The sequence below is a fragment of the Actinoallomurus bryophytorum genome (assembly GCF_006716425.1).
Lineage (GTDB): Bacteria > Actinomycetota > Actinomycetes > Streptosporangiales > Streptosporangiaceae > Actinoallomurus > Actinoallomurus bryophytorum.
In genome coordinates this window covers 3,653,309-3,675,717 of the sequence record NZ_VFOZ01000001.1, presented here as the reverse complement: position 1 = coordinate 3,675,717, position 22,409 = coordinate 3,653,309, and the positions used below count along the sequence as shown (strand labels likewise).

Sequence of the window (22,409 nt, the reverse complement as noted above, 5' to 3'; positions counted from 1 at the left end):
GAGAAGCCCCATGGCCGAAAAGGAGCTGTTCGGCGGAATCGAACCCACGTGGCGAGTCGCGGTCGCCGCCGAGTTCTGCCGGATCGAGGAGGTCTGCGCGCGCGCCGCACGCGCTCAGTGGGAGACGGTCAGGATCTGGCGCGTCATCAACCTGGGGCTCGGCTCGTGCGCCGTCGCCGCGGCGGGCGTGGCCGGCAGTGTCGTGCTCGCCGGGGACCGCTTCCCGGTGATCGCCGGCGCGCTCGCCCTCTTCGCGGCGATGCTGACCACGGTCATCAGCATGGTCGGTCCCGCACGCAAGGAGAACCAGGCGGTCGAGGCCGCGAAGGCGTACCAGTCGGCCGAGACGGCCGCCCGGCAGTCGCGGCAGGTGGACCTGCCCGGCCACACGTTCGCCCAGGCCCGCCAGAGCCTCGGCGAGCTGACCGAGCACTGGCACGGCGCCAACCGGTCAGCCACCCCCGTACCCCGGTGGGCCCAGCGCCGCGCCGACCGCGGCACGTACGGCGGCCGGGCCGAGGAGATCATGACCGACCGCATGAGCGAGGTCGTCCGCGTCTTCCGCGTCTCGCGGCGCACCGCCGACCAGGTGTCGTGAGCCGGCGAACGCTGTCCGGGCCGGCCGGTGATCGGGTCCGCGGCTGAACCTTTTGCCTGTCTCCCGCGTATGAGGATGAGGAGTCGACGTCCCCATCGCCAGGCCCCCAGCGACCAGAAAGGGGCGAGCCAGTGCGACACGCGATTCGGTATGACGAAGAGCTGCGGCTACTCGGGGAACTGTGCCGGGAACTGGTCAAACTCGGGCTGAAGGTCGGCTTCCGTGACGCGCTGCCCGGCCTGACCGTGACGACCGACATCCCCGGGGTCCCGCTGTACGTCTTCGTCAGCGAGTCGGGGACCGACTTCGACTGGAACAACGCGGCGATGCGCCACCCGGTCGAGGACACCGAAGGAGCCGCGCTACGCATCGCGGGGTTCCTGCGCGACCACAGCGTCGGCGAACACCACCACGCGTGAGCCGTCAGAAGACCGGCGTCCGCTGCCGGAGGTGAGCGGGCGGCGCCTACGGGCGATAGGTGTCGAGGCGGCCGCACATGCCGTACGCGCGGTCCTCCTCCGCCGGCGGCTCCAGGCGGTGTACGCCGGCCTCCGTGAGGTGGCTCCAGTCGCCGTCTGCCATGTGCCGTAGCTGCTCGCCCGTGCGTTCGGCGGTGGCCAGCGCGCCGGCGCGCCAGCGGCTTTCCCAGTCCCGCAGCAGCGGGGTCTTCAGTCGCACCGCGGACCGGTAGAAGTCCTCCAGCGCCTCGCGGTCGCCGCCCTCGGCACGCTCGCGCAGCCGGGTGAAGCCGGTGATCGCCAGGTCGCGCCGGCCTCGTGCCGCGGTCTCTCCCGGCGCCGTCAGCGTCGCGGCGCGGGCGTACGCGGGCGGGTCGTCGAGGACGTCCGGCGGGAAGGTGAACACCGCGTCTCCGGCCTCGGGCAGGCCGTCGTTCTGCATGATGACGACGATGCGCAGACCGCCGTCGTCGTTCACGAGGCGGTGGATGGTGCCGGGGGTGAACCACAGGACGGTGCCGGGCTCCAGCGGCGTCTCGGCGAACCCCCCGGTGTTCAGGGTCTGCACGCGCCCCTTGCCCTCGATGACGACGTACGCCTCCGAGCAGGCCAGGTGGACGTGCGGCGAGCCTCCGCACAGGCCGTCCGCCGTCGGCCAGTCGTACACCTGAAGGCCCGAGACGCCGACCGCACCGGGGAGAAGAGGGGTCATCTCGGGTGCTCCTTCGCGTAGGTCTCCAGGCGTTCACGGTCCCACGTCCCGTCGGCGATGACGATCCGGTAGCGCCGCCGGAGGGTTCCGCCGGGCGGCAGGACGAGTTCCTCGGCGAAGGCCAGCGAGGGGTTGACCGCCGCGAACGGCGTGCTGCGCACGAACCAATCGCCGCCGTGGTCCGGGTCGTCGAAGAACAGCAGTGTCGAGCTCCGGTCGACCTCGTCGTGCGGGGCCGAGTAGGCGAGCCAGCGGGCGGGCCTGCCCATCATCTCCGGACCCGCCTGCCCGTCCGCCGCCATGATCCGGCCGTCGGTGAACGCGCGCGGCCCCCGCCAGAACAGGCCGCTGTACCCCGCCGCGGGCCGCCCGTTCGTGGTCGGGCTGCCGAACTCCAGTGCCTCCCCGCGTACGTTCGTCAGCGAGGTCGCGAACTCCAGTGCCCACGAGTCGTCCTCGACGTCGCGGACGGTGAGCTCGCGGCGTTCGTCCGCCCAGTGCTCCCCGGCCTGGGTGTGCCACGTGAGCCGCTCGGCGATCCGGCCGCCGGACGCCTCGGTGAACTCCTCGTGCCACATCACACCGACGTTGGGCAGGTCGACGTACCCCTGGTCGCGCACGTAGCTGCCGCCGCCCCAGAAGTTCTGGCCGGAGACGTGGGAGGCGGTCAGCTGGATGCCCTTGTGCCAGCGATGGTCGTGCGGCCGGTAGCCGGTGACCACGTCTCCGGCGAGCGTGCGTACCGGGTGCAGGTACGGTTTGGGCCCCTCGAAGGGCGGCATGTCCGGGCGGTAGACGTAGCGGAAGAGCTCCACGCCCCGCGCGCGCACGGCGAGCGTGTCGTCGCGGAGTCGCTCGATCCTCACGGCTCTCCGTTCATCGCGCGGTAGAAGGGGTCCCCGGCGTCGATCTCGCCGCGACGCACCGGGTGTGCGGTGAACGCCGACTTGTACAGGGCGGCGATGAACTCCAGGACCCGGCGGCCGCCCGCGCCGCTCGTCTCCGGCCGCTCGCCACGCTCGTAGGCGTCGAGCAGCGTGCCGAGCTGCGCCGTGTGCGAGCTGGGGACGTCAGTGGGCGGAGTCCGCCAGGCCGCCGCGCGCTCGGCGGCAACGTGCGGGGCGGCCGTGTAGGTCCAGTTCTCGTTGCTGTAGCCGTACAGGTGGGTGAGCTCGACCGTCGCCTCCGCGAAGTCGAAGCGCAGGCGGCTCTCCTCACGCGGCGACAGCACGCTGTTGATCACCGACGCCATGGCGCCGTTCGCGAACCGTACCGTCGCCATCGAGACGTCCTCGGACTCCACCGGCCGGTCGAGCAGGCCGGCCATGGCACGTACCTCGACCCAGTCGCCGAGTACCGCGAGCATGAGGTCCATCTGGTGGATGCCATGCCCCATGGTCGGGCCACCGCCCTCGGTCGACCAGCGTCCGCGCCACGGCACCGCGTAGTAGTCCAGGTCGCGATACCAGGTCGTCTGGCACAGGGCGACGAACGGCCGCCCCAGCTCACCGCCGTCCACGAGCCGCCGCAGGTGACGGGCCGCGGAGCCGAAGCGCTGCTGGTAGACCACTGCCGCGTACGGGCCGCCGTCGCGCTCGGCGGCGGCGATGGCGTCGTACTCGGCCAGGGAGAGACAGGGCGGCTTCTCGCACAGCACCCACGCGCCGGCGTTCAGGCAGGTCACCGCCTGCGACGCGTGGAGGTTCGGCGGCGTGCAGATGTGCACCAGGTCGGGGCGTTCGGCGGCGAGCATCTCCTCCAGGTCCGTGTAGGCCGAGGGGATGTCGTGTTCGTCGCAGAAGTCCTTCACCCGGACGGCGTCGACGTCCACCCCGGCGACGATCACGGCGCGATCCGCGGCCGCCCTCAACGCCGGGATGTGGCAGATCCCCGCGATGCCGCCGGTCCCCACGATCGCGGCACGGATCATCGCAACACCACCGTGGTCAGCGACCGGCCCGCCAGGTCGGCCGACAGCCGGCGGCCGTGCGTACGTGCCGCGTCCATCCTCGACAGTGAGTGCGTCTCGTCGGTGAGGTAGGACACCGGCCGCCCATGAGCGGAGACGAGGCCGAGGTCCGCGCTCGTGCGCGCCTCGCCGGTGTTGAGGATCTCGATGACCTGCGAGCCGTCGGCGTTGCGGTACGCCGTGATCTTCAGCGCCGGGTCCGTCGCGCTCGCGGCGACCCGGGTCGCGCCGGGCCGGATGAAGCGGCCGTACGCGGCGAGCGCCCAGAGCCGTTTGGACACGTGGTAGGCGTCGCCGTCGAGCTGGATCAGCCCGCGCGTCGCCCCGGTGGAGGCGCCGAACCAGTACACGTATCCGTTCGCGTCGCCGGTGGTGAGGGTCTCGTGGATGTCCGAGGCGACGGTGAACCCGTCATAACCGCTGCCGTCGTCCCAGTTCTCGTTCCACGTGGTGCCGTTCGGCGACCATTCCGACATCCACACGTGGCGCCGGGTCGGCTGCGGTGCGGTGACCGCGCCCTCGTACGGGTGGCCGGTGATCGTGTTCACCCAGCGGGCCGCCGCCGGGTCGGCCTCGATCGCCGCCGTGTAGTCCGCCTGCTTGCCCGCACCCCAGCCGGAGACGTCGCAGCACGCCACTTTGAGCCCGGCGCGACGCACCACCGGGCCGAGCACCTTGAGGAAGTCGACCGCCTGCGCGGGGCTGAGCCGCATCGAGGCGTACGAGGTGGCCAGGTCGGGCTCGTTGGTGAAGCCCAGATCCGTGATGTCGATGCCCTCCTGGCGGTAGAACCTCGCGTACCGCACGAGGTAGTTCGCGTACGCGCGCCGCCAGTCGCCGCTCGGGCAGGACGTGCCCGGCAGGCCGCAGAGGGCACCGCCGTTCGCGTCACTGCCGTTGTCCTTCATGTAGCCCGGGGCGCTCCACGCGTCGGCGTAGAAACGCCGCACGCCGTAGGCCTTCGCCTCCTTGGCGAGCCAGACCTGCCCGCCGTCGTCGCCGTCCCAGACGTAGTGGGGCGGGGCGTCCGGCCCGCCGGGATCGACCGGCTGGATCGAGTGCATGTGGTCATAGACCTCGTCGGCCGACGAGCCGATGCCCAGGCGCAGGATGGAAAGGCCCGCACCGCTCCGGCGGCTGAGCAGCAGGTCGAGGACCTCCCGCTGGTGGGCTTCGGACAGGCCCTGGGCGCCGTGCATGACGTCGGCCCGCTGGAACGCCTGGGAGAACCCGAACCCGTCGATCGGCTGGAGCCTCGCGTGGAAGTCCACCCGGCCGGCGGTGGTGGCGGCCCCGGCCCGGGAGGACAGCGCGCAGGCGGCGAGTACGGCGAGGGCTAAGGCGACGGGTCTGCGCCTCATGGCACGCTACTTTCCGCCCACGCCGGCCAGACCCGCGATGAGCCAGCGCCGCGCGAACAGGTAGACCACGAAGATCGGGAGTGCGGACAGGAGCACGGCGGCCATCAGGCCGGGGATGTTGGAGGTGAACTCGCCCTGGAAGTTGTACAGGCCGAGGGTCTGCACCCGCTGCTCGTTGGACTGCGTGAGGATCAGCGGGAAGAGGAAGCCGTTCCAGGCGTTCAGCGCGCAGTAGATGGAGACGGTCACCAGCGAGGCGCGGCTGAGCGGCAGCGCGAGGCTCCACAGAAGCCGGATCGACCCGCCGCCGTCCAGGGTCATCGCCTCGTACAGCTCCCTGGGCACGTCGCGCAGCGCGGAGGCGAGCACGAGCACGCTGAGCGGAAGCCCGAAGGCGACCGTGGGCAGCACGATGGCGGTCAGCGAGTCGTACAGGTGCATCCGCGTGATCAGGAGAAAAACCGGGATGATCGTCGCCTGCGCCGGGATCGCCAGCCCGATCAGGAACATGCGGAAGACGCCCGAGACCATCCGGCTGCGTGACCGCACGATCGCGTACGCGGCCGGGAAGGCGAGGAGCACGGTGAGCAGGGCGCTCGCGACGGTGACGATCGCGGTGTTGATCAGATAGCGCGTGAAGCCGAGGTGGAAGACGTCGACGAAGTTGTGCCCGGTGAAGTGGCGCGGCAGGGACAGCGGGCCGCCGTCGAGGTAGGAGTCGGTGGTCTGGATCGCGTCCTTGACCATGAGGTAGATGGGCAGGATGACGAACGCCAGCCAGACGAGGACGGCGATTCCCGCCGCCCAGTTGGCCCGTCCGGCCGCACGGCGGATCCGGCGCGGCATGCCCGTCCCGATGGCGGCCATTACATCCCCTCCAGCGTGCTGCGCATCTTGGCGAAGCCGGAGAACCGCACGATGAGCAGCGACAGCGCGGTGCCGAGGGCCACCAGGGCGAGCGCGATCACGCTCGCGTACCCCATCTGGTAGTCGCGGAAGGCACTGATGTACATCTTCTGCGGCAGGATGGTCGTCGAGGTGCCGGGACCACCCTGGGTGAGGATCAGCACCGTCTCGAAGTAGGTCAGCGACCCCACCAGCATCAGCACCGACGACGTGACGATGGTGTTCCGCAACTGCGGCAGGGTCACGTGCCGGAACTGCCGTACCCGTCCGGCGCCGTCCACCGTCGCCGCGTCGTAGAGCGACCGGGGGACCTGTCGTGCGGCGGCCTGGTAGAGCAAGGTGTGGAAGGGCACGAACTGCCAGGTGACGACCACCACGATGCACGCCAGCGCACCACGCGGGCTGCCGATGATGTTGCCGTCGGGAAAGCCGATGTAGTGGCCGAACTTCGCGGCCAGCCCGAAGTTCGGGTCGAGCAGGGTGAGCCAGGTGATGGCGATCGCGGCCGTCGACATCAGCAGCGGCAGGAAGAAGACCGACGACAGCACCGCGCGGTTGCGTTGCCGTCCCGCCGCCCAGACACCGAGGAGCAGGGCCAGCGGGGTCTGCACGGCCCAGGACAGCACGGTCAGGATCGCGCTGATCCGCAGCGAGTCGAGTACCGAGGAGTCCTTCAGCAACCGGCGCCAGTTGTCCAGGCCGTTGAAGGTAGGCGTCCCGAGGCCGTTCCAGGAGGTGAAGGACAGCACTGCCACCAGCACCAGCGGCAGTCCGGCGAACAGCCCGAAGAACAGGACCGCGGGCAGGACCCATACCGCGCCGGGCCGCGCCGCCCGGTCGGTACCGCGTTCGGCCGCGCGGGCGGCCCGGCGCCGGGCGACGGGGACCGCTGCGGTCACTTCACCGACTCCATGGCGCTCACGAACTGCTCGGGCGACTTCTTCTTGGTGAAGACGCTCTGCAGGTTCGACAGGAGCGGAGTCTTGAGCTGCGGGGCCAGCGCCTGGTCCCACGACAGTGTGAAGCTCGGCGCCTTCTGCACCAGCTGGTAGACGTACCTGGCGAAGTCCGGCTGGGGAGAGGCGCCCAGCTTGCCCTCGATGCCGGCCACGGCCGGCACGTCGCCGGTCTTGATGAGCGCGTCGACGTACGCGCCGGACGACATCTCCTTCTTGAGGAAGTCGATCGCGGCGTCCTTGTCGGCGGACTTGGTGCTGACCGAGAAGTAGTTGGTCGGGTTGCCGACCACGGCGTTCGGGTCGCCCTTACCGCCGGTCACCAGCGGGAACGGCGCGAAGCTCAGGTCCTTGGCGGCGAAGCTCTTGTGCCGGTCCACCTGGTTGGAGACCTCCCAGGTGCCCATCAGGTGCATGGCCGCCTTGCCCTTGGCGAACAGCAGGCCGGCGCCGTCCTTGACGTAGTTCACCGAGTTGAAGTTGGTGCCGAACGCCCCGCGGTCGACCAGGTCGCGGATCTGCTGCAGGGCCGTCGTGATCGCCGGGTCCTGCCAGGCGCCGGGTTTGCCCGCGGCGATGTTCTCGAACACCGACGGACCGCCGGTGCGCTCGACCAGGTACTCCAGCCACATGAGGTTGGGCCACTGGTCGAGGCCGCCGAGCGCGAACGGCTGGATGCTCTTGGACTTGAAGAAGTCGACCAGCTTGAGCAGGTCGTCAAAGGTCGCGGGCGGTTTCTGCCCCTGTTCGGCGAACAGGGTCTTGTTGTAGAAGAGGATGACGGGTTGCATTCCTCGTAGGGGAATGCCGTAGTACTTGCCGTCGATCTTTCCGGCGTCGAGTACGGAGGGCAGGAAGGAGTTCTTCCAGGCCGTGTCGGAGGAAAGCTTGGGGCCCAGGTCCACCAGGCCGCCGGTCTGCACGTAGTTGCGGATGCTGCCGCTGCCCCAGTTGAAGAAGATGTCGGGCGGGTTCGGCGAGCCCATGCCCACGCGGAGCTTGTCGGTGTACGCGGCGCCGTCGCTGGAGATCGGCAGCAGCTTCACCTTGCTGGCACTGGCCTTGTTGAAGTCGGTGATGGCGCCCTGTTGGACGCGGTTCTGCGCCTGGTCCACCAGGACCCATGCCTGGAGGGTCTTACCGCCCCCCTTGGCACCGCTGTCACCGGGGCCGGAGGTTCCACAGGCGGCGAGAAGCGGCGCGGACAGGCCGGCGATTCCGGCTGCGGACAGGAAGGTGCGGCGTGAGAGGGGCTTCTCGCCCATCAGGACCTCCTTGGCTTGGGGCGGCAGAGACGGGCCGTTCGAAAGTACGGGCGATAGATTTTCGAAAAGTATCGATATCTACTGCTGCCGTACCCTAGGAAAGCGCGTTCCTGCGGTCAACCCTTTGGCCGTACCTGTTCAGCAACACCTGCAATATGGCGCAAAGCGCCCACCTAGGCCGGTTCGAAAGTTTGCGATACTCTTCAGAACCGTCGGGACCAGCGAAGGAGAGTGTCTGTGGGACGTCGAGTCGAACCGGGGGCGGCCGGACGCGGCCACCGGGAGGGTGACGAGTGAGCGAGCAACCCGCACGGCCCACGCTCGCCCTCATCGCGTCGGAGGCCGGGGTCTCCCAGGCCACCGTCTCCAAGGTGCTCAATGGCCGGACCGACGTCGCAGCCGCGACGCGTGAGCGGGTCGCGGACCTGCTACGGACGCACAACTACCTCGCCCCGGGAGGGCGCCGGGCGCGCCGCTCCGGCCTGGTCGACCTGGTCATCGGCGGCCTCGACAGCCCCTGGGCCGTGGAGATCCTGCGCGGGGTCGAGGCCGAATGCGCCGAGCGCGGCGTCGGCACCGTCGTCTCCCTCGTCCGCGACGACGACGCGCGGCCGTCCAGCTGGACCTCGCTCACGACGATGCACGACAGCGACGGCGTGATCCTCGTGACCTCGCGCATGACGTCGCAGCAGCGCCAGCAGCTCGAACGCGCAGGCGTCGCCCTGGTCGTCATCGACCCGGTCGACATGCCCGACACCGACCTGGCCAGCGTCGGCGCCACCAACTGGGCCGGCGGGCTGGCCGCCACCGAACACCTCATCTCCCTCGGACACCGCAGGATCGGCGTGATCGGCGGCCCGCGCGAGATGCTCTGCACCCAGGCGCGGATCGACGGCTACCGCGCCGCGCTCGAACGCGCCGGCATCGAGTTCGACCGCCGGCTCATCCGCTACGGGGACTTCCGGCACGAGGGTGGCTTCACCGCCTCGCGCGAGCTGCTCGGCCTGGAGGAGCGGCCCACCTCGATCTTCGCGGGCAGCGACCAGCAGGCCATGGGCGCCTACGAGGCCGCGCGCCAGGCGGACCTGCAGGTGCCACGGGATCTCAGCGTCGTCGGGTTCGACGACCTTCCCCTGTGCCAGTGGCTTTCGCCGCCGCTGACGACGGTCCGCCAGCCCCTGGAGGAGATGGGCCGGCTCGCGGCCCGCGCTCTGTTCAGCCAGCTCGACGGTGAGCCGCTGGTGAGCCCGCGGGTCGAGCTCGCCACCGAGCTCCGCGTGCGGCTGTCCACCGCCCCGCCGCGGCCCGCGGCCTAACCGTCGTCAACGCATCGATCGAGGAGGCCGACCTTGGCTGAGACGCTCCGGCCCGCCCCGCGGGTGGACGAGTTGTGGCGTGACCCGCGGCTGCCGGCGGCCGAACGCGTCGCCGATCTCATCGGGCGCATGACGCTGGAGGAGAAGGCCGGCCAGCTCGTGGCGTACTGGGCGGCCTCCGCCCAGCCGGGTGAGGAGGTCGCACCGCTGCCCGACGACGCCGGTGAGCCGCCTCCGCTGAAGGAGCTCAGCCGGTCCGGGCTCGGCCAGCTCACCCGCGTCTTCGGTACGGCTCCGGTGGCACCGGCCGACGCCGCCGCTCGCCTGCGCGAGCTCCAGTCACAGGTCGCGGCCGCCAACCGGTTCGGCATCCCGGCGATCGCCCACGAGGAGTGCCTGACCGGCTTCATGACCTGGACCGCGACGATCTTCCCCTGCCCGCTGGCGTGGGGGGCGAGCTTCGACCCGGAGCTCGTCGAGGAGATGTCCGGCGCGATCGGCACGATCATGCGACGGGCCGGTGTGCACCAGGGCCTGGCGCCCGTCGTCGACGTCACCCGCGACTACCGCTGGGGCCGGGTCGAGGAGACCATGGGCGAGGACCCCTACCTCGTCGGCACGACCGGTGCCGCATACGTACGCGGCCTGGAACGTTCCGGTATCGCGGCCACGCTCAAGCACTTCGCCGGTTACTCGGCCTCACGCGGAGGACGCAACATGGCACCGTCCGCGCTCGGCCCGCGCGAGTTCGCCGACGTCGTCCTCGAGCCGTTCGTGCTCGCGCTGCGTGAGGGCGGGGCGCGTTCGGTGATGCCGTCCTACTCCGACGTCGACGGGGTCCCGCCGTCGGCCGACCGGCGGCTGCTGACCGACCTGCTCCGCGACGAGCTGGGCTTCACCGGCGTGGTGGTGTCGGACTACTTCGCGGTCAACTTCCTCCAGGAGATGCACGCGGTCGCCGGTTCGCCGGGTGAGGCCGCCGCACTGGCCGTCCGCGCGGGCCTGGACATCGAGCTCCCGACCGTACGCTGCTTTGGCGAACCGCTCGTCGAGATGGTCCGGCAGGGCACGGTGCCCGAGGCGGACCTGGACCGGTCGGTCACCCGCGTCCTGAGGCTCAAGTGCGAGCTCGGGCTCCTGGACGAGGGCTGGGACGCGCCGACCGAGGCGGGCGACCTCGACCCGCCCGAGCACCGTGAGCTGGCGCGCCGGCTCGCCGAGGAGTCCATCGTCCTGCTGGCCAACGACGGCGTGCTGCCGCTCCGCGCCCGGCGTCTGGCGCTGACCGGCCCGCTGGCCCGCGACGCACGCGCGATGCTCGGCTGCTACACCTTCCCCAACCACATGGCGGCCCGATATCCGGACCTGTCTCTCGGCGTGGAGATCCCGACGCTGGCCGAGGCGCTCGGCGCCGAGCTACCCGGGACCGAGCTCGTGGTCACCGCCTGCGGCGGTGTCCTGAACACCGAGGACGCCGACATCGAGGCGGCGGTCGCGGCTGCGCGCGACGCGGAGGTGTGCGTGCTCGCCCTCGGCGACCGGGCGGGGATGTTCGGTCACGGCACCTCGGGCGAGGGGTGTGACGCGGAGACTCTGGCTCTTCCGGGACGGCAGCGCGAGCTGGCCGAGGCGGTGCTGGCCACCGGGACGCCCACGGTCCTCGTGCTGCTGACCGGCCGCCCGTACGCCCTCGCGGGCATCGCGGACCGCGCCGCCGCCGTCGTGCAGGGCTTCTTTCCCGGCGAGGAGGGCGGCACGGCCATCGCCGGGATCCTGTCGGGGCGCCTGGAGCCCTCCGGCCGGCTTCCGGTGAGCGTGCCGCGCGGGCCGGGCGGACAGCCCGGCACCTACCTGCGGCCCCGCGCGGGCGCCTCCTCCAACTGGAGCGCGGTGGACCCGACACCCCTCTTCGCGTTCGGCCACGGGCTGACCTGGACGAGCTTCGGCTATGAGGATCTGGAGCTGGACGCCTCAGCGCCGACCGACGGCGAGGTCGGGATCGCCGTGACCGTGCGCAACCTGGGTGAGCGCGCCGGCACCGAGGTCGTGCAGTTGTACCTGTCCGACCCGGTCGCCTCGGTCGTACGGCCGGTGCGCTGGCTGGCCGGCTGGGCACGAGTACGCCTCGAGCCGGGCGCCGCGGCGCGGGTGAGCTTCGCGGTGCACGCCGACCGCACCTCGTTCACCGGGCTCGATCTTCAGCGGATCGTGGAGCCCGGAACGATCGAGGTGGCAGTCGGGTCGTCGAGTCAGGATCTGCCCCTGAGCGGGTCGTTCGTGCTCACCGGGCCCGAACGCGTGCTCGGCACCGACCGGGTGCTCACCGTGCCCGCGACGGTCACCGCTACTCGATGACGAGCTCGACCGGGATGTTGCCCCGGGTGGCGTTGGAGTAGGGGCAGACCTGGTGCGTGGCCTCGAGCAGCTCACGGCCCTTCTCGGGGGTGATCTCGTCCGGGAGCTCCGCGCGGAGCGTGACGCTGAGGGCGAAGCCGCCCTTGCCGTTCGGGCCCAGCCCGACCTCGGCGGTGATCGACGCGTCCGCGACGTCGACGTCCTGCTTGGCCGCGACGCCGGCTAGCGCGCTCGCGAAGCAGGCCGCGTAACCCGCGGCGAACAGCTGCTCGGGGTTGGTGCCGGCACCGTCGCCGCCCAACTCCTTCGGCCGGGCCAGCGTGACGTCGAGCTTCTTGTCGGACGTGACCGCACGGCCGTCACGGCCCGAGGCGGTGGCGATCGCGGTGTACATGGCGCTCATGCGTGCTCCCTGGAGAAGACAGACCTGTCTGTACGGATGATCGCATGGTAGACAGATCTGTCTGGTATTGTCAACGTCATGACCACAATCGACACAGTGGTGCGGCGGCGTGAGAGTCCCGCTCGGCGGAGGGTGCTGGACGCCGCGGGTGCGCTCTTCTACGCCGAGGGCATCCATGCGGTCGGCATCGACCGGGTCATCGCCGAGGCCGCCGTGGCGAAGGCGACCTTCTACCACCACTTCCCGTCCAAGGACGACCTCGTCTGCGCCTACCTGCGGGAGCAGAGCGACCTGGTCCGGTCGGCGACGGTCCCGGTGGGCGACACACCTGCGGACCAGGTCGTCTCGGTGTTCGAGTCCATCGGGGAGTTCACCTGCGGGCCGGGGTTCCGCGGATGCGCTTTCGTCAACGCCGCGGCGGAGTACCCCGATCCCCGGCATCCCGTACGCGTGGTCGTCGCCGACCACCGCGCCTGGTTCCGTGGCGTGCTGCGCGATCTGCTCACGGCCGCACGGCACCCGGACGTCGAGCGCACCGCGACGATGCTCGTCCTGCTCCGCGACGGGCTCGTGGTCGGCGGCGACCTCGACGACTCGATGGAGAACCGCGCCCTCGTACGCGAGAACGTCTCGCGCATCCTCGGCTGAAAAGCGAAGGGCGGCACCCCTTAACGAAGGCGCCGCCCGACTCTCGCGCGGTCAGGACACCGCGGTGATCCGGTTGAGCGCGGGCACCGCGAGGCCGGTGCCGTCCGCGGCGCCGAAGTAGTCGGCGAACGCGTCGATGTCCTGGGCTCCGCCGAGGGCGTCGGTGCCCTCGTTGAAGACCGTGAACCCGTCCCCGCCGAACGCCAGGAAGTTGTTCATCGTCACGCGCAGGCTGGTCGCCGGGGTGATCAGGTCACCGTTGACCCAGATCTTGCCGATCTTCTCGTCACAGGTCGCCGCGGAGGGGTTCGCCTCGTACTTGAGCGTCGAGGAGATCTGCAGGGTCTTGGCGGTGGTCTGCCCGCCGCACCCGACGAAGTCCTGCTCCAGCACCCGCTTCAGCATGTCTCCCGTCATCGTCTTGGTGACCAGGCTGTTGCCGAACGGCTGCACGGTGAACGCCTCGCCGTAGGTGACCTCACCGGGCGCCTCACCGCCGGAGGAGATGTCGCCGACCTTCATGTCGGCACGTACGCCGCCGGGGTTCATCAGCGCGAGCTGTGCCCCGCCCTTGTCCGGAGCCGAGGTGGCGGCGAGCTGGGCGTCCGCGATCACATCGCCGAGCGTCGTCTCCCCGAACGGTGACGGGTTGCGGGTGAGGTCGCCCTGGATCTTGCCGATCACCTTGTTCGCCAGCGGCGCGGAGGCCGTGACGTACTGCTGGACCACCTTGGCCACCGCCGGGTCGGCCTTGCTCGGGTCGTCCTGGCGGACCACACCGGTGCCCGGGGTGTTGAGGGCGTTCTCCACGATCGAGTCGACGGCGTCGGCGGCGACAAGGTTCCCGGTGCGGTCGTCGACGGTCAGCTTGATGTCGCTGAGCATCCGGCCGAAGGACGACGCGCTGGTGATGAGCCGGGTCACGCCGTTGATCGTGATCGTGCAGCGGTACTCGACGTGTGTGTGGCCGGAGACGATCACCTTGATCGAGGGGTCGAGCTTCTTGGCGATCGTCTCGATGTCACTGCCGGCCAGGTTGCCCGCGCAGCCGTTCGGGCCGGTCGGGGTCCCGGTCTGGAACCCGCCCTGGTGGATGACGAGGACCGGGATGTGCACGCCCTTCCTGGCGAGGTCCTTGGCGGCCTTGTTCGCCGCCTCCGCCTCGTCCTGGAAGGTCAGCCCCTCGACCCCGCTCGGAGTGACGATGGTCGGGGTGGACTGGAGGACCTCACCGATGAAGCCGACCGAGATCGGCCGCCCGCTGGTGGAGGGGAACCTCTTGATGCCGTACGCCGGGAAGAGCGGCTTCTTGGTCGCGTTGTCGATGACGTTCGCGGCCAGGTACTGGAAGTCCGCACCCGGGTAGGTCTTCGTGGTCGTCAGCCTGCCGTGGCGCTTGACGGTGTACGGCGCGGCCGTGCAGCCGGTGCTCGCGCAGCCGCCGTTCTGGATGCGAGCGAGCTCGTCCTTGCCCTTGTCGAACTCGTGGTTGCCGACCGAGGAGAAGTCCACGTTCATCAGGTTGGCCATGATCGTCGCAGGCTCTTCCTTGAAGAGACCGTTGACCAGGGGGCTCGCGCCGATGTTGTCGCCCGCCATGAGCGTCGCCTGCCGCGCGCCGTACTGCTTCTGCTTGTCGTGCACGGCCTTGGCCAGGTACGCCGCCCCACCCGCGAACTTGCCGTACTGGGTCAGCGCGGCCGGCTCGAGGTTGCCGTGGAAGTCGTTCCAGGCGAGCAGGTGGACGTCGGTGGTCCGCTGCGGATGGTGCTTGCCCGCCCAGTCCACCGAGACCTTGTCCGACAGCGTGTTGGCGCCGGCGATGGTGACCGCGCCGGCGGGCGGCGCTCCGGTCACGGCCAGCGGCGCGGCGGCCACCGCGCCCAGAGCGACGACGATCAGTCCGACGCGGGTCGCACGGGAGCGGATCAGGGCAGGAATCACGAGTTCCTCCATGGGAACGCATGGCCGGGAGCTCTACGCGCCGTACTGTCCCATGGGGGTGTGGCGCCCTGGAAGACGCCGGGTTAATTCGTATTCATCGCGTGACTTCACCTGTTGTGGGCTATTTCTTGATGCGATTACATTGCCGCCTGTGCGCACCCCGGTCTCTTCTCCTGACGCGCCGCCCGCCGGGCGGCGCCGGCTTCCCGAGGCCGGGTTGGCGCTCGTCACGGCACTGATCGTCGCGGCCGTCCTGCTCCGGCCGGCGCTGACCGGGCTGCTCGCCCACCCCGCCGCGGCGAACTGGGCCACGATCTTCGTCGCGATCACGATCCAGGCGACGCCGTTCCTGGTGCTCGGGGTCGCGGTGAGCGCGGCGATCGCCGCGTTCGTGCCGCCGGGGGCGATCGCCCGGATGCTGCCCCGGCGCCCCGTGCTCGCGGTCCCGGCCGCCGCGGCGGCCGGTGCGGCGCTGCCGGGGTGTGAGTGCGGCTCGGTCCCGGTCGCGGCCCGGCTGGTCTCGATCGGCGTCACCCCGGCGGCGGCCTTCGCCTTCCTGCTGTCCGCCCCGGCGATCAACCCCGTGGTCCTCGTGTCCACCGCCGTGGCCTTCCCCGGCCGGCCGATGATGGTGCTCGCGCGGCTGTCGGCGAGCCTGGTCGCCTCGATCACGATGGGCCTGCTGTGGATCGCGCGGGGGCGCGACGACCTGCTGTCCGCGCGGCGCCTCCCGGTGGATGAGGAGGGCGGGCGGCTGACGCGGTTCCTCGCCACGGCTCAGCACGACTTCCTGCAGGCGGGCGGCTTTCTGGTGATCGGCGCCGGGGCCGCGGCGACGCTCCAGACGCTCGTGCCGCGCGACCTCGTGGATTCGATCGCCCGGCCCGGGCCGATCTCGGTACTCGTGCTGGGTGTGCTGGCCGTACTCGTCTCACTCTGCTCCGAGGCGGACGCGTTCGTCGCCGCCGGGCTGAAGCAGTTCTCCCTGACCGCCCGGCTGGCGTTCCTGGTCGTCGGCCCGATGGTGGACGTGAAGCTGTTCGCCCTGCAGGCGGGCACGTTCGGCCCGCGGTTCGCCTGGAGGTTCTCCCTCGCGACGTTCGCGGTCGCGGTGACCTCGGCCGGCCTGATCGGATGGTGGCTGCTGTGAGCGAGGACGCGCGAGCCACCACCGTGCTGCTCGTCGGGGCATTGATGATCCGGCTGGCGGCCGGCGGCGCGTACGCCAAGTACGTCCGCGCCGGGATGGGCCCGCTGCTGCTGATCGCCGGGATTCTGCTGGCGGGCCTGGGCCTGGCCGGAGTCGTACGCGCGCTGCGGCGCCATGCGCCGGTCGACGTGCACGGTCACCACCACAGCGAGCGCATCGGATGGCTGCTGCTCGCACCCGTTCTGGCGTTGTTGCTGGTCACACCGCCGTCGCTGGGCAGCTTCGGGGTCGCTCGCAGCGCGGCCGTCAACGTCACGTCCGGCGGCAAGGTCTTCGACGCGCTCCCCGCCGGACGTACGGTGCCGATGACGCTGCTGGAGTTCGACCAGCGGGCGGCCGACCACCGGGGCGCCAGCTTCGGGACCACGCCGGTGCGCCTGACCGGCTTCGTGACGCCGTCCTCCGACGCCCAGGGTTTCCGCATCGCTCGCTACCAGATCGCCTGCTGCGCCGCGGACGCGGTCGCCTCGGTCGTACGCGTGACCGGCGCGTCGGGCAGCCGGCCTGCCCGCGACCAGTGGGTGACGGCCACCGGCACGTTCACTCTCGCCGCCGACGGCGTACCGGAGCTGCACGCGACCAGCCTCGCCGAGATCTCCACGCCGGAGGACCCGTACGAGTGAGCGCCTATCCGACTCCGTCCGGTCGGCGGCGTTCCAGGCCGCGGCGGATGCGGTCGGGTGGCAGGAATCCCACGATGACCAGCACGACGATCTCCAGCGCGAGCGCCATGCGGGCCGGCGGCCGCGAGCAGCACACCGAGTTCCAAGGACGCCTGGGTGATGAGCGGCCTGTCCATTACTCCAGGTGATACCCCGGCAGCAGCCTTTTCGGGATCGGGACGTGGCGGGCGCGCACCCATTCGCCGAGTGCCTTGGCCTGCTTGTCGAAGCGGCGGGCCTCGGTGGCGCCGCCGTCGAGCAGGCCGCGGACGACGAAGTTGACCGCCCGCAGATTGGGCAGCTCGTACCGGTCGATGCCGAGGCCGGCCGTCTCGGGCAGCAGCTCGCGCAGCCGTTCGGTGGTCATCGCGGCGCGGAGCCAGGGCCAGGCGGCGGGGTCGCTCACCCACAGGCCGACGTTGGCGTTGCCGCCCTTGTCGCCGGACCTGGCCTGCACGAGCCGGCCGAGCGGCCCGTCAACGGTGTCCTCCGTCTCTTGGGTCGCGGTCTCGGCCGGTGCCGTGACCTCGTACGGACCGGTGACGGGAGGCGGCGGCACGGCCTCGCGCCGTCCGTCCGCGTGGACGACGGTGTGGTCGAGCAGCTCCTGCGGGACCAGGGTCGGCCAGTACGCGCCGTACGGACCGCCGGGGCTGGGCACGCCCATGCCGTAGATGCCCGGATAGCTGGAGAGCGCGAGCTCGACGCACAGGGCCGAGAAGGCGCGTCCGGCGCTGCCCTGCTCTCCGTCCACCAAGACGTGCAGCAGGCTGGAGCCCGCCATCTGGTCCCCCGGGTCGGCGGCCGGCATGCCGATGCGGGTGAAGCGCAGGTCGGTGATGCCGGGGTCGCCGTCGAGGCCCGCGCGTACCGCCCGCTCGACCAGCGCGGCCTTGGCGTCGGTGCCGGTGCCGGTGAGGACGAACGTGGTCTCGTTCCGCCAGCCGCCGAGGCCGGTGATGGCGACCTTGGTCGTCGGCGGTGGCGCCGAGCCCCTGACGCCGCTGATCCGTACGCGGTCGGGGCCGGCCTGGTCGAGACGTACGGTGTCGAGGTGGGTGACCACGTCCGGGTTGAGATAGCCGGGGGCGCCGATCTCGTACAGCAGCTGCGCGGTGACCGTGTCGACGGTGACCGCCCCACCGGTGCCCTCGTGCTTGGCGATCACGCTGCTGCCGTCACGGTCGACCTCGGCGAGCGGGAAGCCCGGGTGGATCAGGTCCTCGATCCCCTGGAAGCCGGAGAAGTTGCCCCCGGTCGCCTGGGCGCCGCACTCGATCACGTGCCCGGCCGCCACCGCGCCGGCGAGCGCGTCGAGGTCGGCGGGGGTCCAGCCCCACCACCAGGCGGCGGCGCCGGTGACGAGGGACGCGTCGGCCACCCGTCCGGTGATGACGATGTCGGCCCCGGCGGCGAGCGCGGCCTGGATGCCGAAGCCGCCGAGGTAGGCGTTGGCGGTGAGCGGGTCGCGACCCCAGTCGCCGAACGGCTTTCCGGTGTCGAGGTGGGCCAGGTCGTGGCCGTCGGCCGTCAGCGCGGTCAGGCGCGGGGCGAGGTCGTCCCCTTCGACGTGGGCGACGGCGAGATCGGCTCCGGCCTCGCCGAGCAGCTCGCGGGTGGCGGTCGCGAGCCCGGCCGGATCGAGCCCGCCCGCGTTGACCACGACCTTGATGCGGCGTTCGGCGATCTTCGCGGCGACCGGCGCGAGCTGGCGCAGGAACATACGCGCGTAGCCGCCATCCGGCTTCTTCAGGCGGTTCTTGGCCAGCACCAGCATGGTGACCTCGGCCAGGTAGTCGCCGGTGATGACGTCCACCGGGCCGCCTTCGACCATCTCGGCGAGCGCCGACATGCGGTCACCGTAGAAGCCGGAGCAGTTGGCGATGCGTACCGGCCGGTCCATGAGCGCCCTCCAGGGGTTGCGGCTTCGAGCGAGTGTGTCGTCAACTCCGTCGTGACCAGCCGCGGTGCTCGCCCTCGTCGATGAGGTGGCGGCCGGCCTTCCACAGTGCCGCGGAGGCGTCCCCGATGACGGCCTTGCGCGCGCGTACGTCGTCGGCGGTGACGCCCGGGGTCTGCCACGTGCCGCCGCGCGCCATCCAGTTGAGCAGGAGCGGCTGGAGGCGGTCCATCGCCTTCGCGAAGCGCGCCTCGCGGGTACGGCGCTCCTCGAACTCGTCCCAGAGGGCGCGGATCCTCCCGGCCTGGTCGCCGGGCAGGAGGGGGAACAGCTCCTCGGCCGCGGCGACCTCGCGTTCGCGCTGGTCCGAGCCGTCCCCGTACAGAGGCGTGTCGCCGGCGTAGATCTCCACGAGATCGTGCACGAGGACGAGCTGGATCGTGTGCCCGACGTCGATGGGCTCGTCGGAGTGCTCGGCCAGGACCGCGACCATCATGGCCAGGTGCCAGGAGTGCTCGGCGTCGTTCTCTCTCCGGTCGGCCGCGGCGAGCGGCGACTGACGCATGACCGCCTTGAGCCGGTCGATCTCCACCAGGAAGGTGAACTGCCGGCTCAGCCGCTCGTCCAGGTCGTCGGGGAAGGGCGTCCGGTCCGCGAGAAGAGATCTCCCACCGACCTCACGCGTGAGCTTCATCTCCATGAGCGACTCGTCGGAGGGCAGCGGCTGGCGTTCGCCGGTGGGCACGAACCCGCTCTTCTCGTACAGGGCGCGGGCGGGCCGGTTGATCTCGGTGACCCAGAGCACCAGGTGGCGCGCCCGGTGTTCGCGTGCCCAGGCGGCGACCGTCTCGATGAGCCGATCGCCCACCCCGCGACCGCGGGCCTCGGGCGCGACCCACATGCCGAGGACGTGCGCGGTGGCCGGATCCTCCAGCAGCGCCGAGGTCATGCCCAGCGGCGTGCCGTCCTCGACGGCGAGAAGGTTGATCGACCGGTCGTTGGTGAGGCGGGAGGTCCAGACGTCCGGGGTGAAAGCCTGTTCGCGCTCCAAGGTGGAGGCGAAGGCCTGGGGGGCGTCGGCCAGCGCCCGAAGCCGCAACTCCCGGTAGCGATCCTCGTCCCCGGCACCGAGTCGCGTGATCTCCATGGCCGAAACTCTAGTCAGGCGCCGGTCCTCGCCTCGTGGCGCCGGGCCAGCAGGTAGCCGCGCCGCGTCTCGACCTCCTCCGGGTGGTTTCTCCGCTCCAGCCGCGCGTCGATGACGAAGCCCGCGTCCTCCATCGCCGTCACGACGCCGTCGGTCTCGAAGAAGTGGAAGTCGATGTCCACGTCGTGCCCGAGCCACTCGTCCAGATGCCGCACCTCCGTACCGATGTGGAACGCGACGAGAACGAGCCCGTCGGGGCGCAGGACCCGGTGCATCTATTCGAGGGCGCGGCGCAGCTCACCGGATTCGAGATGGATGATCGAGTAGAGCGCGACGACCGCCCCGAACTCCCCGTCCGTCGCCGGCAGGTCGAGGAGATCTCCGTTGCGGAACTCCACGCCTGGATACTCCCGGCGGCCGACGGCGACCATCTCGGCCGACAGGTCGATGCCGACCGCGCGTACGCCCCTGCCCTCCAGCCACGCCGTGACATGACCGGGCCCGCAGCCGAGATCCGCGATCGGGGCGGCCATCTCGCACCGTTCGATGAGGGCCGAGAGCAGCGCACGATCGAGCGGCTTGTGGTCGAGCTCGTCGCGGAAACCGGCGACGTAGTCTTCGGCGACGGCGTCGTAGCTGCGGCGTACCTCTGTCATGGGGAGAGCGTCGCACGCCGAGGCGGCGGCGCTCCGCAGAGTAGGGTGCGGCCGTGGACTCCTCCGGCTTCCTGGCCCACCTGCGTACCGAGTTCGACGCGTACGAGGCGTGTCTCGCCGGCGACCTGACCGCGCCGGTCGAGCACTGCGGCCACTGGACGCTGCGCGACCTCACCGAACACCTCGGCCGGTCGAGCCTCTGGGCGACGGTGGCGATCGAGGAGAAGCGCGGTGACTACTCGGCACCCGCGGCACCACGTGACCCGGCCGAGCTGATGCGATGGCTACGGGACATCCGCTCCAGGCTGCTGCGCGCGCTCGACCAGGACCCGTCCGTACCCGCCTGGACCTTCCGGCCGCCGCACACCGTGGGTTTCTGGCAACGCCGCCGGTGCCTGGAGACGCTCGTCCACCGCTGGGACGCCGAGCACGCCCTGGGGGTCGCCCGGCCGCTCGACGCGGAGCTGGCGGGCGAGGGCGTCGCGGAGGTGTTCGACACCATGGCCCTGCGGGTGATCGACCGCGGTCGCGCGAGCGCTCCGTCGCAGGCGATCCGCCTGCTCGCCACGGACACGCGATCCTCATGGACGTACGGTCCGGGCACTCCGGTCGCCACGATCTCCGCGACGGCCGAGAACCTCCTGCTCATGGTCTGGGGAAGAGTCCCGCCGGACGACGAGGCGATTGAATGGGACGGCGACCGCGATGCCGGCGAGGCCGTACTGAACGGTCCCCTCGTACCCTGACCTTTGTCCTTTGGGAGGGTGGATGTCGTGCCGGATGCCCCTGCCGGACGCCCGCGGCCGATCCGGCTGCTCCTGAACCGCGCGGAGACCGAAGATCCCGGCGAGGTCACCGTCGTCGAGCAACGCCCGGCGCGAGCCGTGGTCGCGGGTCTGCTGTCGGTCTCCGAGGGGGCGGCCCTAGTGCTCCGGCAGCGGGTGGTCGTCGAGGACGGCGCCCCGGCCGCGTTTCTCAGCATGTGGCTGGACCCGCAGCTCGCGATGGCCACCGGCATCGACCACGTGGAACCGTTGACGTCGAGCGTACGGCGGCTCATCGAGTCCGCCACGGGACGCCACCTCGGCTCCGTCACCGAGCACCTGACCTCCCGGCGGCCCACCAGCGCGGAGTACAAGGCCCTGGGCCTCGGGCGGAACACTCCGGTGCTGGGCCTGCTGGCCGCAGTCACGGACACCGAGGGCATCCCCGTGCTCGTCGTCGACGTTGCGCTACCCGGCGACCTGCACGAAGTGATCGACACCTACGCTCTCTGACGCCCGGGAGACCGCTTCATGAAAATCAATTACTGGCCGGCCACCGGCGAACTGGACCTCACCGCGACCGCGGCCGAACTGACGCGGCTGGCGGACATGATCGCGGTCGGCACCGGATCATTGACCTGTACGCCGGAGACCCTGGTCGGGGTAAAGGTCGCCGACTCGGCCGATCCTGGGGTTCGCATCCACCTCGACGGCCGGCGCGAGGTTCTCCTGATCACCGGCGGTCCGGCGGCCAGGAACATCCTCGCCCACAACATCCGCGGAGTGGCGGAGATGGACGATGGAGGTCACCTCCACGTCGACTACTTCCCCGATCACCCGTACCTCCTCGCGGACTCCTTGCCACTGGTCGTCAAGAGTCCACACGGAGGCATGCCGGCTCGGAAGAGTTGATCCTGGCCTGTTAGACCACCGGGATCACCGGGTTGCGGGTTCCTGTCGGAGGGGTCGAACGGCGTGAGCGACGGACGATCCCGCACTGACGTACGGACCTGTGCCGTGGTGGAATGCCCTGGTCATCGCGTGTTTGTGGCGTGGGCGTCCGCCGGTCCTGTTGGAGTGGTGGCTCCACTGAGAAATCGCCAGCGACTACGTGTCGAATCAGTGTGCCGTCGTTCGACGCGTAGGTGACGGCTGGTCAACGTGTCCGTGAGTGACCGG

Annotated in this window: 23 protein-coding genes; 10 read left to right on the top strand and 13 right to left on the bottom strand. The window is 70.8% G+C overall.

Annotated elements, in window-relative coordinates; all coding sequences use genetic code 11:
- Positions 1-10 precede the first annotated feature (10 nt).
- Complete coding sequence (locus FB559_RS17315; protein ID WP_141956576.1) at positions 11-598, top strand: hypothetical protein; 588 nt, start codon at positions 11-13, stop codon at positions 596-598.
- A gap of 131 nt (positions 599-729) precedes the next feature.
- Positions 730-1,017, top strand: coding sequence for a hypothetical protein (locus FB559_RS17310; protein WP_141956575.1), 288 nt, complete (start codon positions 730-732; stop codon positions 1,015-1,017).
- Between the two features lie 46 nt (positions 1,018-1,063).
- Here FB559_RS17310 and FB559_RS17305 read toward each other — a convergent pair whose 3' ends face one another.
- From FB559_RS17305 to FB559_RS17275, 7 genes are read right to left on the bottom strand one after another with little or no spacing between them, the layout of a single operon-like run.
- Positions 1,064-1,768 (bottom strand): cupin domain-containing protein, encoded by a 705-nt coding sequence (locus tag FB559_RS17305; RefSeq protein WP_141956574.1) that lies wholly within the window; start codon positions 1,766-1,768, stop codon positions 1,064-1,066.
- Positions 1,765-2,634 (bottom strand): DUF6807 domain-containing protein, encoded by an 870-nt coding sequence (locus FB559_RS17300; RefSeq protein WP_141956573.1) that lies wholly within the window; start codon positions 2,632-2,634, stop codon positions 1,765-1,767. The genes FB559_RS17305 and FB559_RS17300 overlap by 4 nt, the downstream gene beginning before the upstream one ends.
- Complete coding sequence (locus FB559_RS17295) at positions 2,631-3,698, bottom strand: Gfo/Idh/MocA family protein (RefSeq protein ID WP_141956572.1); 1,068 nt, start codon at positions 3,696-3,698, stop codon at positions 2,631-2,633. Before FB559_RS17295 ends, FB559_RS17300 begins: the two co-directional genes overlap by 4 nt.
- A complete protein-coding gene (locus tag FB559_RS17290; RefSeq protein ID WP_141956571.1) occupies positions 3,695-5,098 on the bottom strand; it encodes a glycoside hydrolase family 30 protein in 1,404 nt (467 codons plus the stop codon). Before FB559_RS17290 ends, FB559_RS17295 begins: the two co-directional genes overlap by 4 nt.
- A 6-nt stretch (positions 5,099-5,104) precedes the next feature.
- Positions 5,105-5,965: a carbohydrate ABC transporter permease gene (locus FB559_RS17285; RefSeq protein WP_246121689.1), complete on the bottom strand. Its 861-nt coding sequence runs from the start codon at positions 5,963-5,965 to the stop codon at positions 5,105-5,107.
- Positions 5,965-6,903 (bottom strand): carbohydrate ABC transporter permease, encoded by a 939-nt coding sequence (locus tag FB559_RS17280; RefSeq protein WP_141956570.1) that lies wholly within the window; start codon positions 6,901-6,903, stop codon positions 5,965-5,967. The genes FB559_RS17285 and FB559_RS17280 overlap by 1 nt, the downstream gene beginning before the upstream one ends.
- Positions 6,900-8,225, bottom strand: a complete 1,326-nt coding sequence (locus FB559_RS17275) for an ABC transporter substrate-binding protein (RefSeq protein WP_141956569.1) — start codon at positions 8,223-8,225, stop codon at positions 6,900-6,902. The genes FB559_RS17280 and FB559_RS17275 overlap by 4 nt, the downstream gene beginning before the upstream one ends.
- A 293-nt stretch (positions 8,226-8,518) precedes the next feature.
- Here FB559_RS17275 and FB559_RS17270 point away from each other — a divergent pair, with 293 nt between their 5' ends.
- Together FB559_RS17270 and FB559_RS17265 are read left to right on the top strand one after the other, a co-directional pair.
- The gene (locus FB559_RS17270) at positions 8,519-9,541 is read left to right on the top strand and encodes a LacI family DNA-binding transcriptional regulator (RefSeq protein WP_141956568.1); all 1,023 of its coding nucleotides are present in this window, start codon (positions 8,519-8,521) and stop codon (positions 9,539-9,541) included.
- A gap of 33 nt (positions 9,542-9,574) precedes the next feature.
- The gene (locus FB559_RS17265) at positions 9,575-11,896 is read left to right on the top strand and encodes a beta-xylosidase/alpha-l-arabinosidase (RefSeq protein WP_342780942.1); all 2,322 of its coding nucleotides are present in this window, start codon (positions 9,575-9,577) and stop codon (positions 11,894-11,896) included.
- Here the strand turns inward: FB559_RS17265 and FB559_RS17260 are convergent.
- Entirely contained in the window at positions 11,886-12,299 is a 414-nt protein-coding gene (locus tag FB559_RS17260; protein WP_141956567.1) for an organic hydroperoxide resistance protein, read from the bottom strand. The genes FB559_RS17265 and FB559_RS17260 overlap by 11 nt on opposite strands.
- A gap of 78 nt (positions 12,300-12,377) precedes the next feature.
- Between FB559_RS17260 and FB559_RS17255 the strand changes: the two genes are divergently transcribed.
- Positions 12,378-12,947: a TetR/AcrR family transcriptional regulator gene (locus tag FB559_RS17255; protein WP_141956566.1), complete on the top strand. Its 570-nt coding sequence runs from the start codon at positions 12,378-12,380 to the stop codon at positions 12,945-12,947.
- Between the two features lie 51 nt (positions 12,948-12,998).
- Here FB559_RS17255 and FB559_RS17250 read toward each other — a convergent pair whose 3' ends face one another.
- Positions 12,999-14,891, bottom strand: a complete 1,893-nt coding sequence (locus FB559_RS17250; protein WP_185792266.1) for a bifunctional metallophosphatase/5'-nucleotidase — start codon at positions 14,889-14,891, stop codon at positions 12,999-13,001.
- A 151-nt stretch (positions 14,892-15,042) separates the two neighbouring features.
- Between FB559_RS17250 and FB559_RS17245 the strand changes: the two genes are divergently transcribed.
- Both FB559_RS17245 and FB559_RS17240 read left to right on the top strand, forming a co-directional pair.
- Complete coding sequence (locus tag FB559_RS17245) at positions 15,043-16,041, top strand: permease (protein ID WP_246121687.1); 999 nt, start codon at positions 15,043-15,045, stop codon at positions 16,039-16,041.
- Positions 16,038-16,724, top strand: a complete 687-nt coding sequence (locus FB559_RS17240) for a TIGR03943 family putative permease subunit (protein ID WP_185792265.1) — start codon at positions 16,038-16,040, stop codon at positions 16,722-16,724. Before FB559_RS17245 ends, FB559_RS17240 begins: the two co-directional genes overlap by 4 nt.
- Before the next feature lie 175 nt (positions 16,725-16,899).
- On the opposite strand, the gene FB559_RS17235 is transcribed toward FB559_RS17240, so the two are convergent.
- From FB559_RS17235 to FB559_RS44675, 4 genes are read right to left on the bottom strand one after another with little or no spacing between them, the layout of a single operon-like run.
- Positions 16,900-18,666 (bottom strand): acyclic terpene utilization AtuA family protein, encoded by a 1,767-nt coding sequence (locus tag FB559_RS17235; protein WP_141956563.1) that lies wholly within the window; start codon positions 18,664-18,666, stop codon positions 16,900-16,902.
- Positions 18,667-18,706: 40 nt separating this feature from the next.
- Entirely contained in the window at positions 18,707-19,810 is a 1,104-nt protein-coding gene (locus tag FB559_RS17230; RefSeq protein WP_141956562.1) for a GNAT family N-acetyltransferase, read from the bottom strand.
- Positions 19,811-19,824: 14 nt separating this feature from the next.
- The gene (locus FB559_RS44680; protein WP_221640061.1) at positions 19,825-20,085 is read right to left on the bottom strand and encodes a hypothetical protein; all 261 of its coding nucleotides are present in this window, start codon (positions 20,083-20,085) and stop codon (positions 19,825-19,827) included.
- Positions 20,086-20,466: a class I SAM-dependent methyltransferase gene (locus tag FB559_RS44675; RefSeq protein WP_221640060.1), complete on the bottom strand. Its 381-nt coding sequence runs from the start codon at positions 20,464-20,466 to the stop codon at positions 20,086-20,088.
- A 53-nt stretch (positions 20,467-20,519) separates the two neighbouring features.
- On the opposite strand from FB559_RS44675, the gene FB559_RS17220 reads away from it, so the two are divergent.
- The 3 genes from FB559_RS17220 to FB559_RS17210 are packed head-to-tail and all read left to right on the top strand — an operon-like array spanning position 20,520 to position 22,142.
- Positions 20,520-21,212 carry a maleylpyruvate isomerase family mycothiol-dependent enzyme gene (locus FB559_RS17220; protein ID WP_141956561.1) on the top strand — a complete coding sequence of 231 codons (693 nt, stop codon included), beginning with the start codon at positions 20,520-20,522 and terminating at the stop codon, positions 21,210-21,212.
- A 27-nt stretch (positions 21,213-21,239) separates the two neighbouring features.
- Positions 21,240-21,743: a UTRA domain-containing protein gene (locus FB559_RS17215; protein ID WP_185792264.1), complete on the top strand. Its 504-nt coding sequence runs from the start codon at positions 21,240-21,242 to the stop codon at positions 21,741-21,743.
- An 18-nt stretch (positions 21,744-21,761) separates the two neighbouring features.
- On the top strand, positions 21,762-22,142 hold the full coding sequence (locus tag FB559_RS17210; RefSeq protein WP_141956559.1) for an Imm32 family immunity protein: 381 nt from the start codon (positions 21,762-21,764) through the stop codon (positions 22,140-22,142).
- Positions 22,143-22,409 lie beyond the last annotated feature (267 nt).

Bases quoted from the DNA above. Each gene is read 5' to 3' on its own strand.
- FB559_RS17315 (WP_141956576.1), top strand. From the start codon at position 11: ATGGCCGAAAAGGAGCTGTTCGGCGGAATCGAACCCACGTGGCGAGTC.
- FB559_RS17305 (WP_141956574.1), bottom strand. From the start codon at position 1,768: ATGACCCCTCTTCTCCCCGGTGCGGTCGGCGTCTCGGGCCTTCAGGTG.
- FB559_RS17295 (WP_141956572.1), bottom strand. From the start codon at position 3,698: ATGATCCGTGCCGCGATCGTGGGGACCGGCGGCATCGCGGGGATCTGC.
- FB559_RS17290 (WP_141956571.1), bottom strand. From the start codon at position 5,098: ATGAGGCGCAGACCCGTCGCCTTAGCCCTCGCCGTACTCGCCGCCTGC.
- FB559_RS17285 (WP_246121689.1), bottom strand. From the start codon at position 5,965: ATGGCCGCCATCGGGACGGGCATGCCGCGCCGGATCCGCCGTGCGGCC.
- FB559_RS17275 (WP_141956569.1), bottom strand. From the start codon at position 8,225: ATGGGCGAGAAGCCCCTCTCACGCCGCACCTTCCTGTCCGCAGCCGGA.
- FB559_RS17260 (WP_141956567.1), bottom strand. From the start codon at position 12,299: ATGAGCGCCATGTACACCGCGATCGCCACCGCCTCGGGCCGTGACGGC.
- FB559_RS17255 (WP_141956566.1), top strand. From the start codon at position 12,378: ATGACCACAATCGACACAGTGGTGCGGCGGCGTGAGAGTCCCGCTCGG.
- FB559_RS17235 (WP_141956563.1), bottom strand. From the start codon at position 18,666: ATGGACCGGCCGGTACGCATCGCCAACTGCTCCGGCTTCTACGGTGAC.
- FB559_RS17230 (WP_141956562.1), bottom strand. From the start codon at position 19,810: ATGGAGATCACGCGACTCGGTGCCGGGGACGAGGATCGCTACCGGGAG.
- FB559_RS44680 (WP_221640061.1), bottom strand. From the start codon at position 20,085: ATGCACCGGGTCCTGCGCCCCGACGGGCTCGTTCTCGTCGCGTTCCAC.
- FB559_RS44675 (WP_221640060.1), bottom strand. From the start codon at position 20,466: ATGACAGAGGTACGCCGCAGCTACGACGCCGTCGCCGAAGACTACGTC.
- FB559_RS17210 (WP_141956559.1), top strand. From the start codon at position 21,762: ATGAAAATCAATTACTGGCCGGCCACCGGCGAACTGGACCTCACCGCG.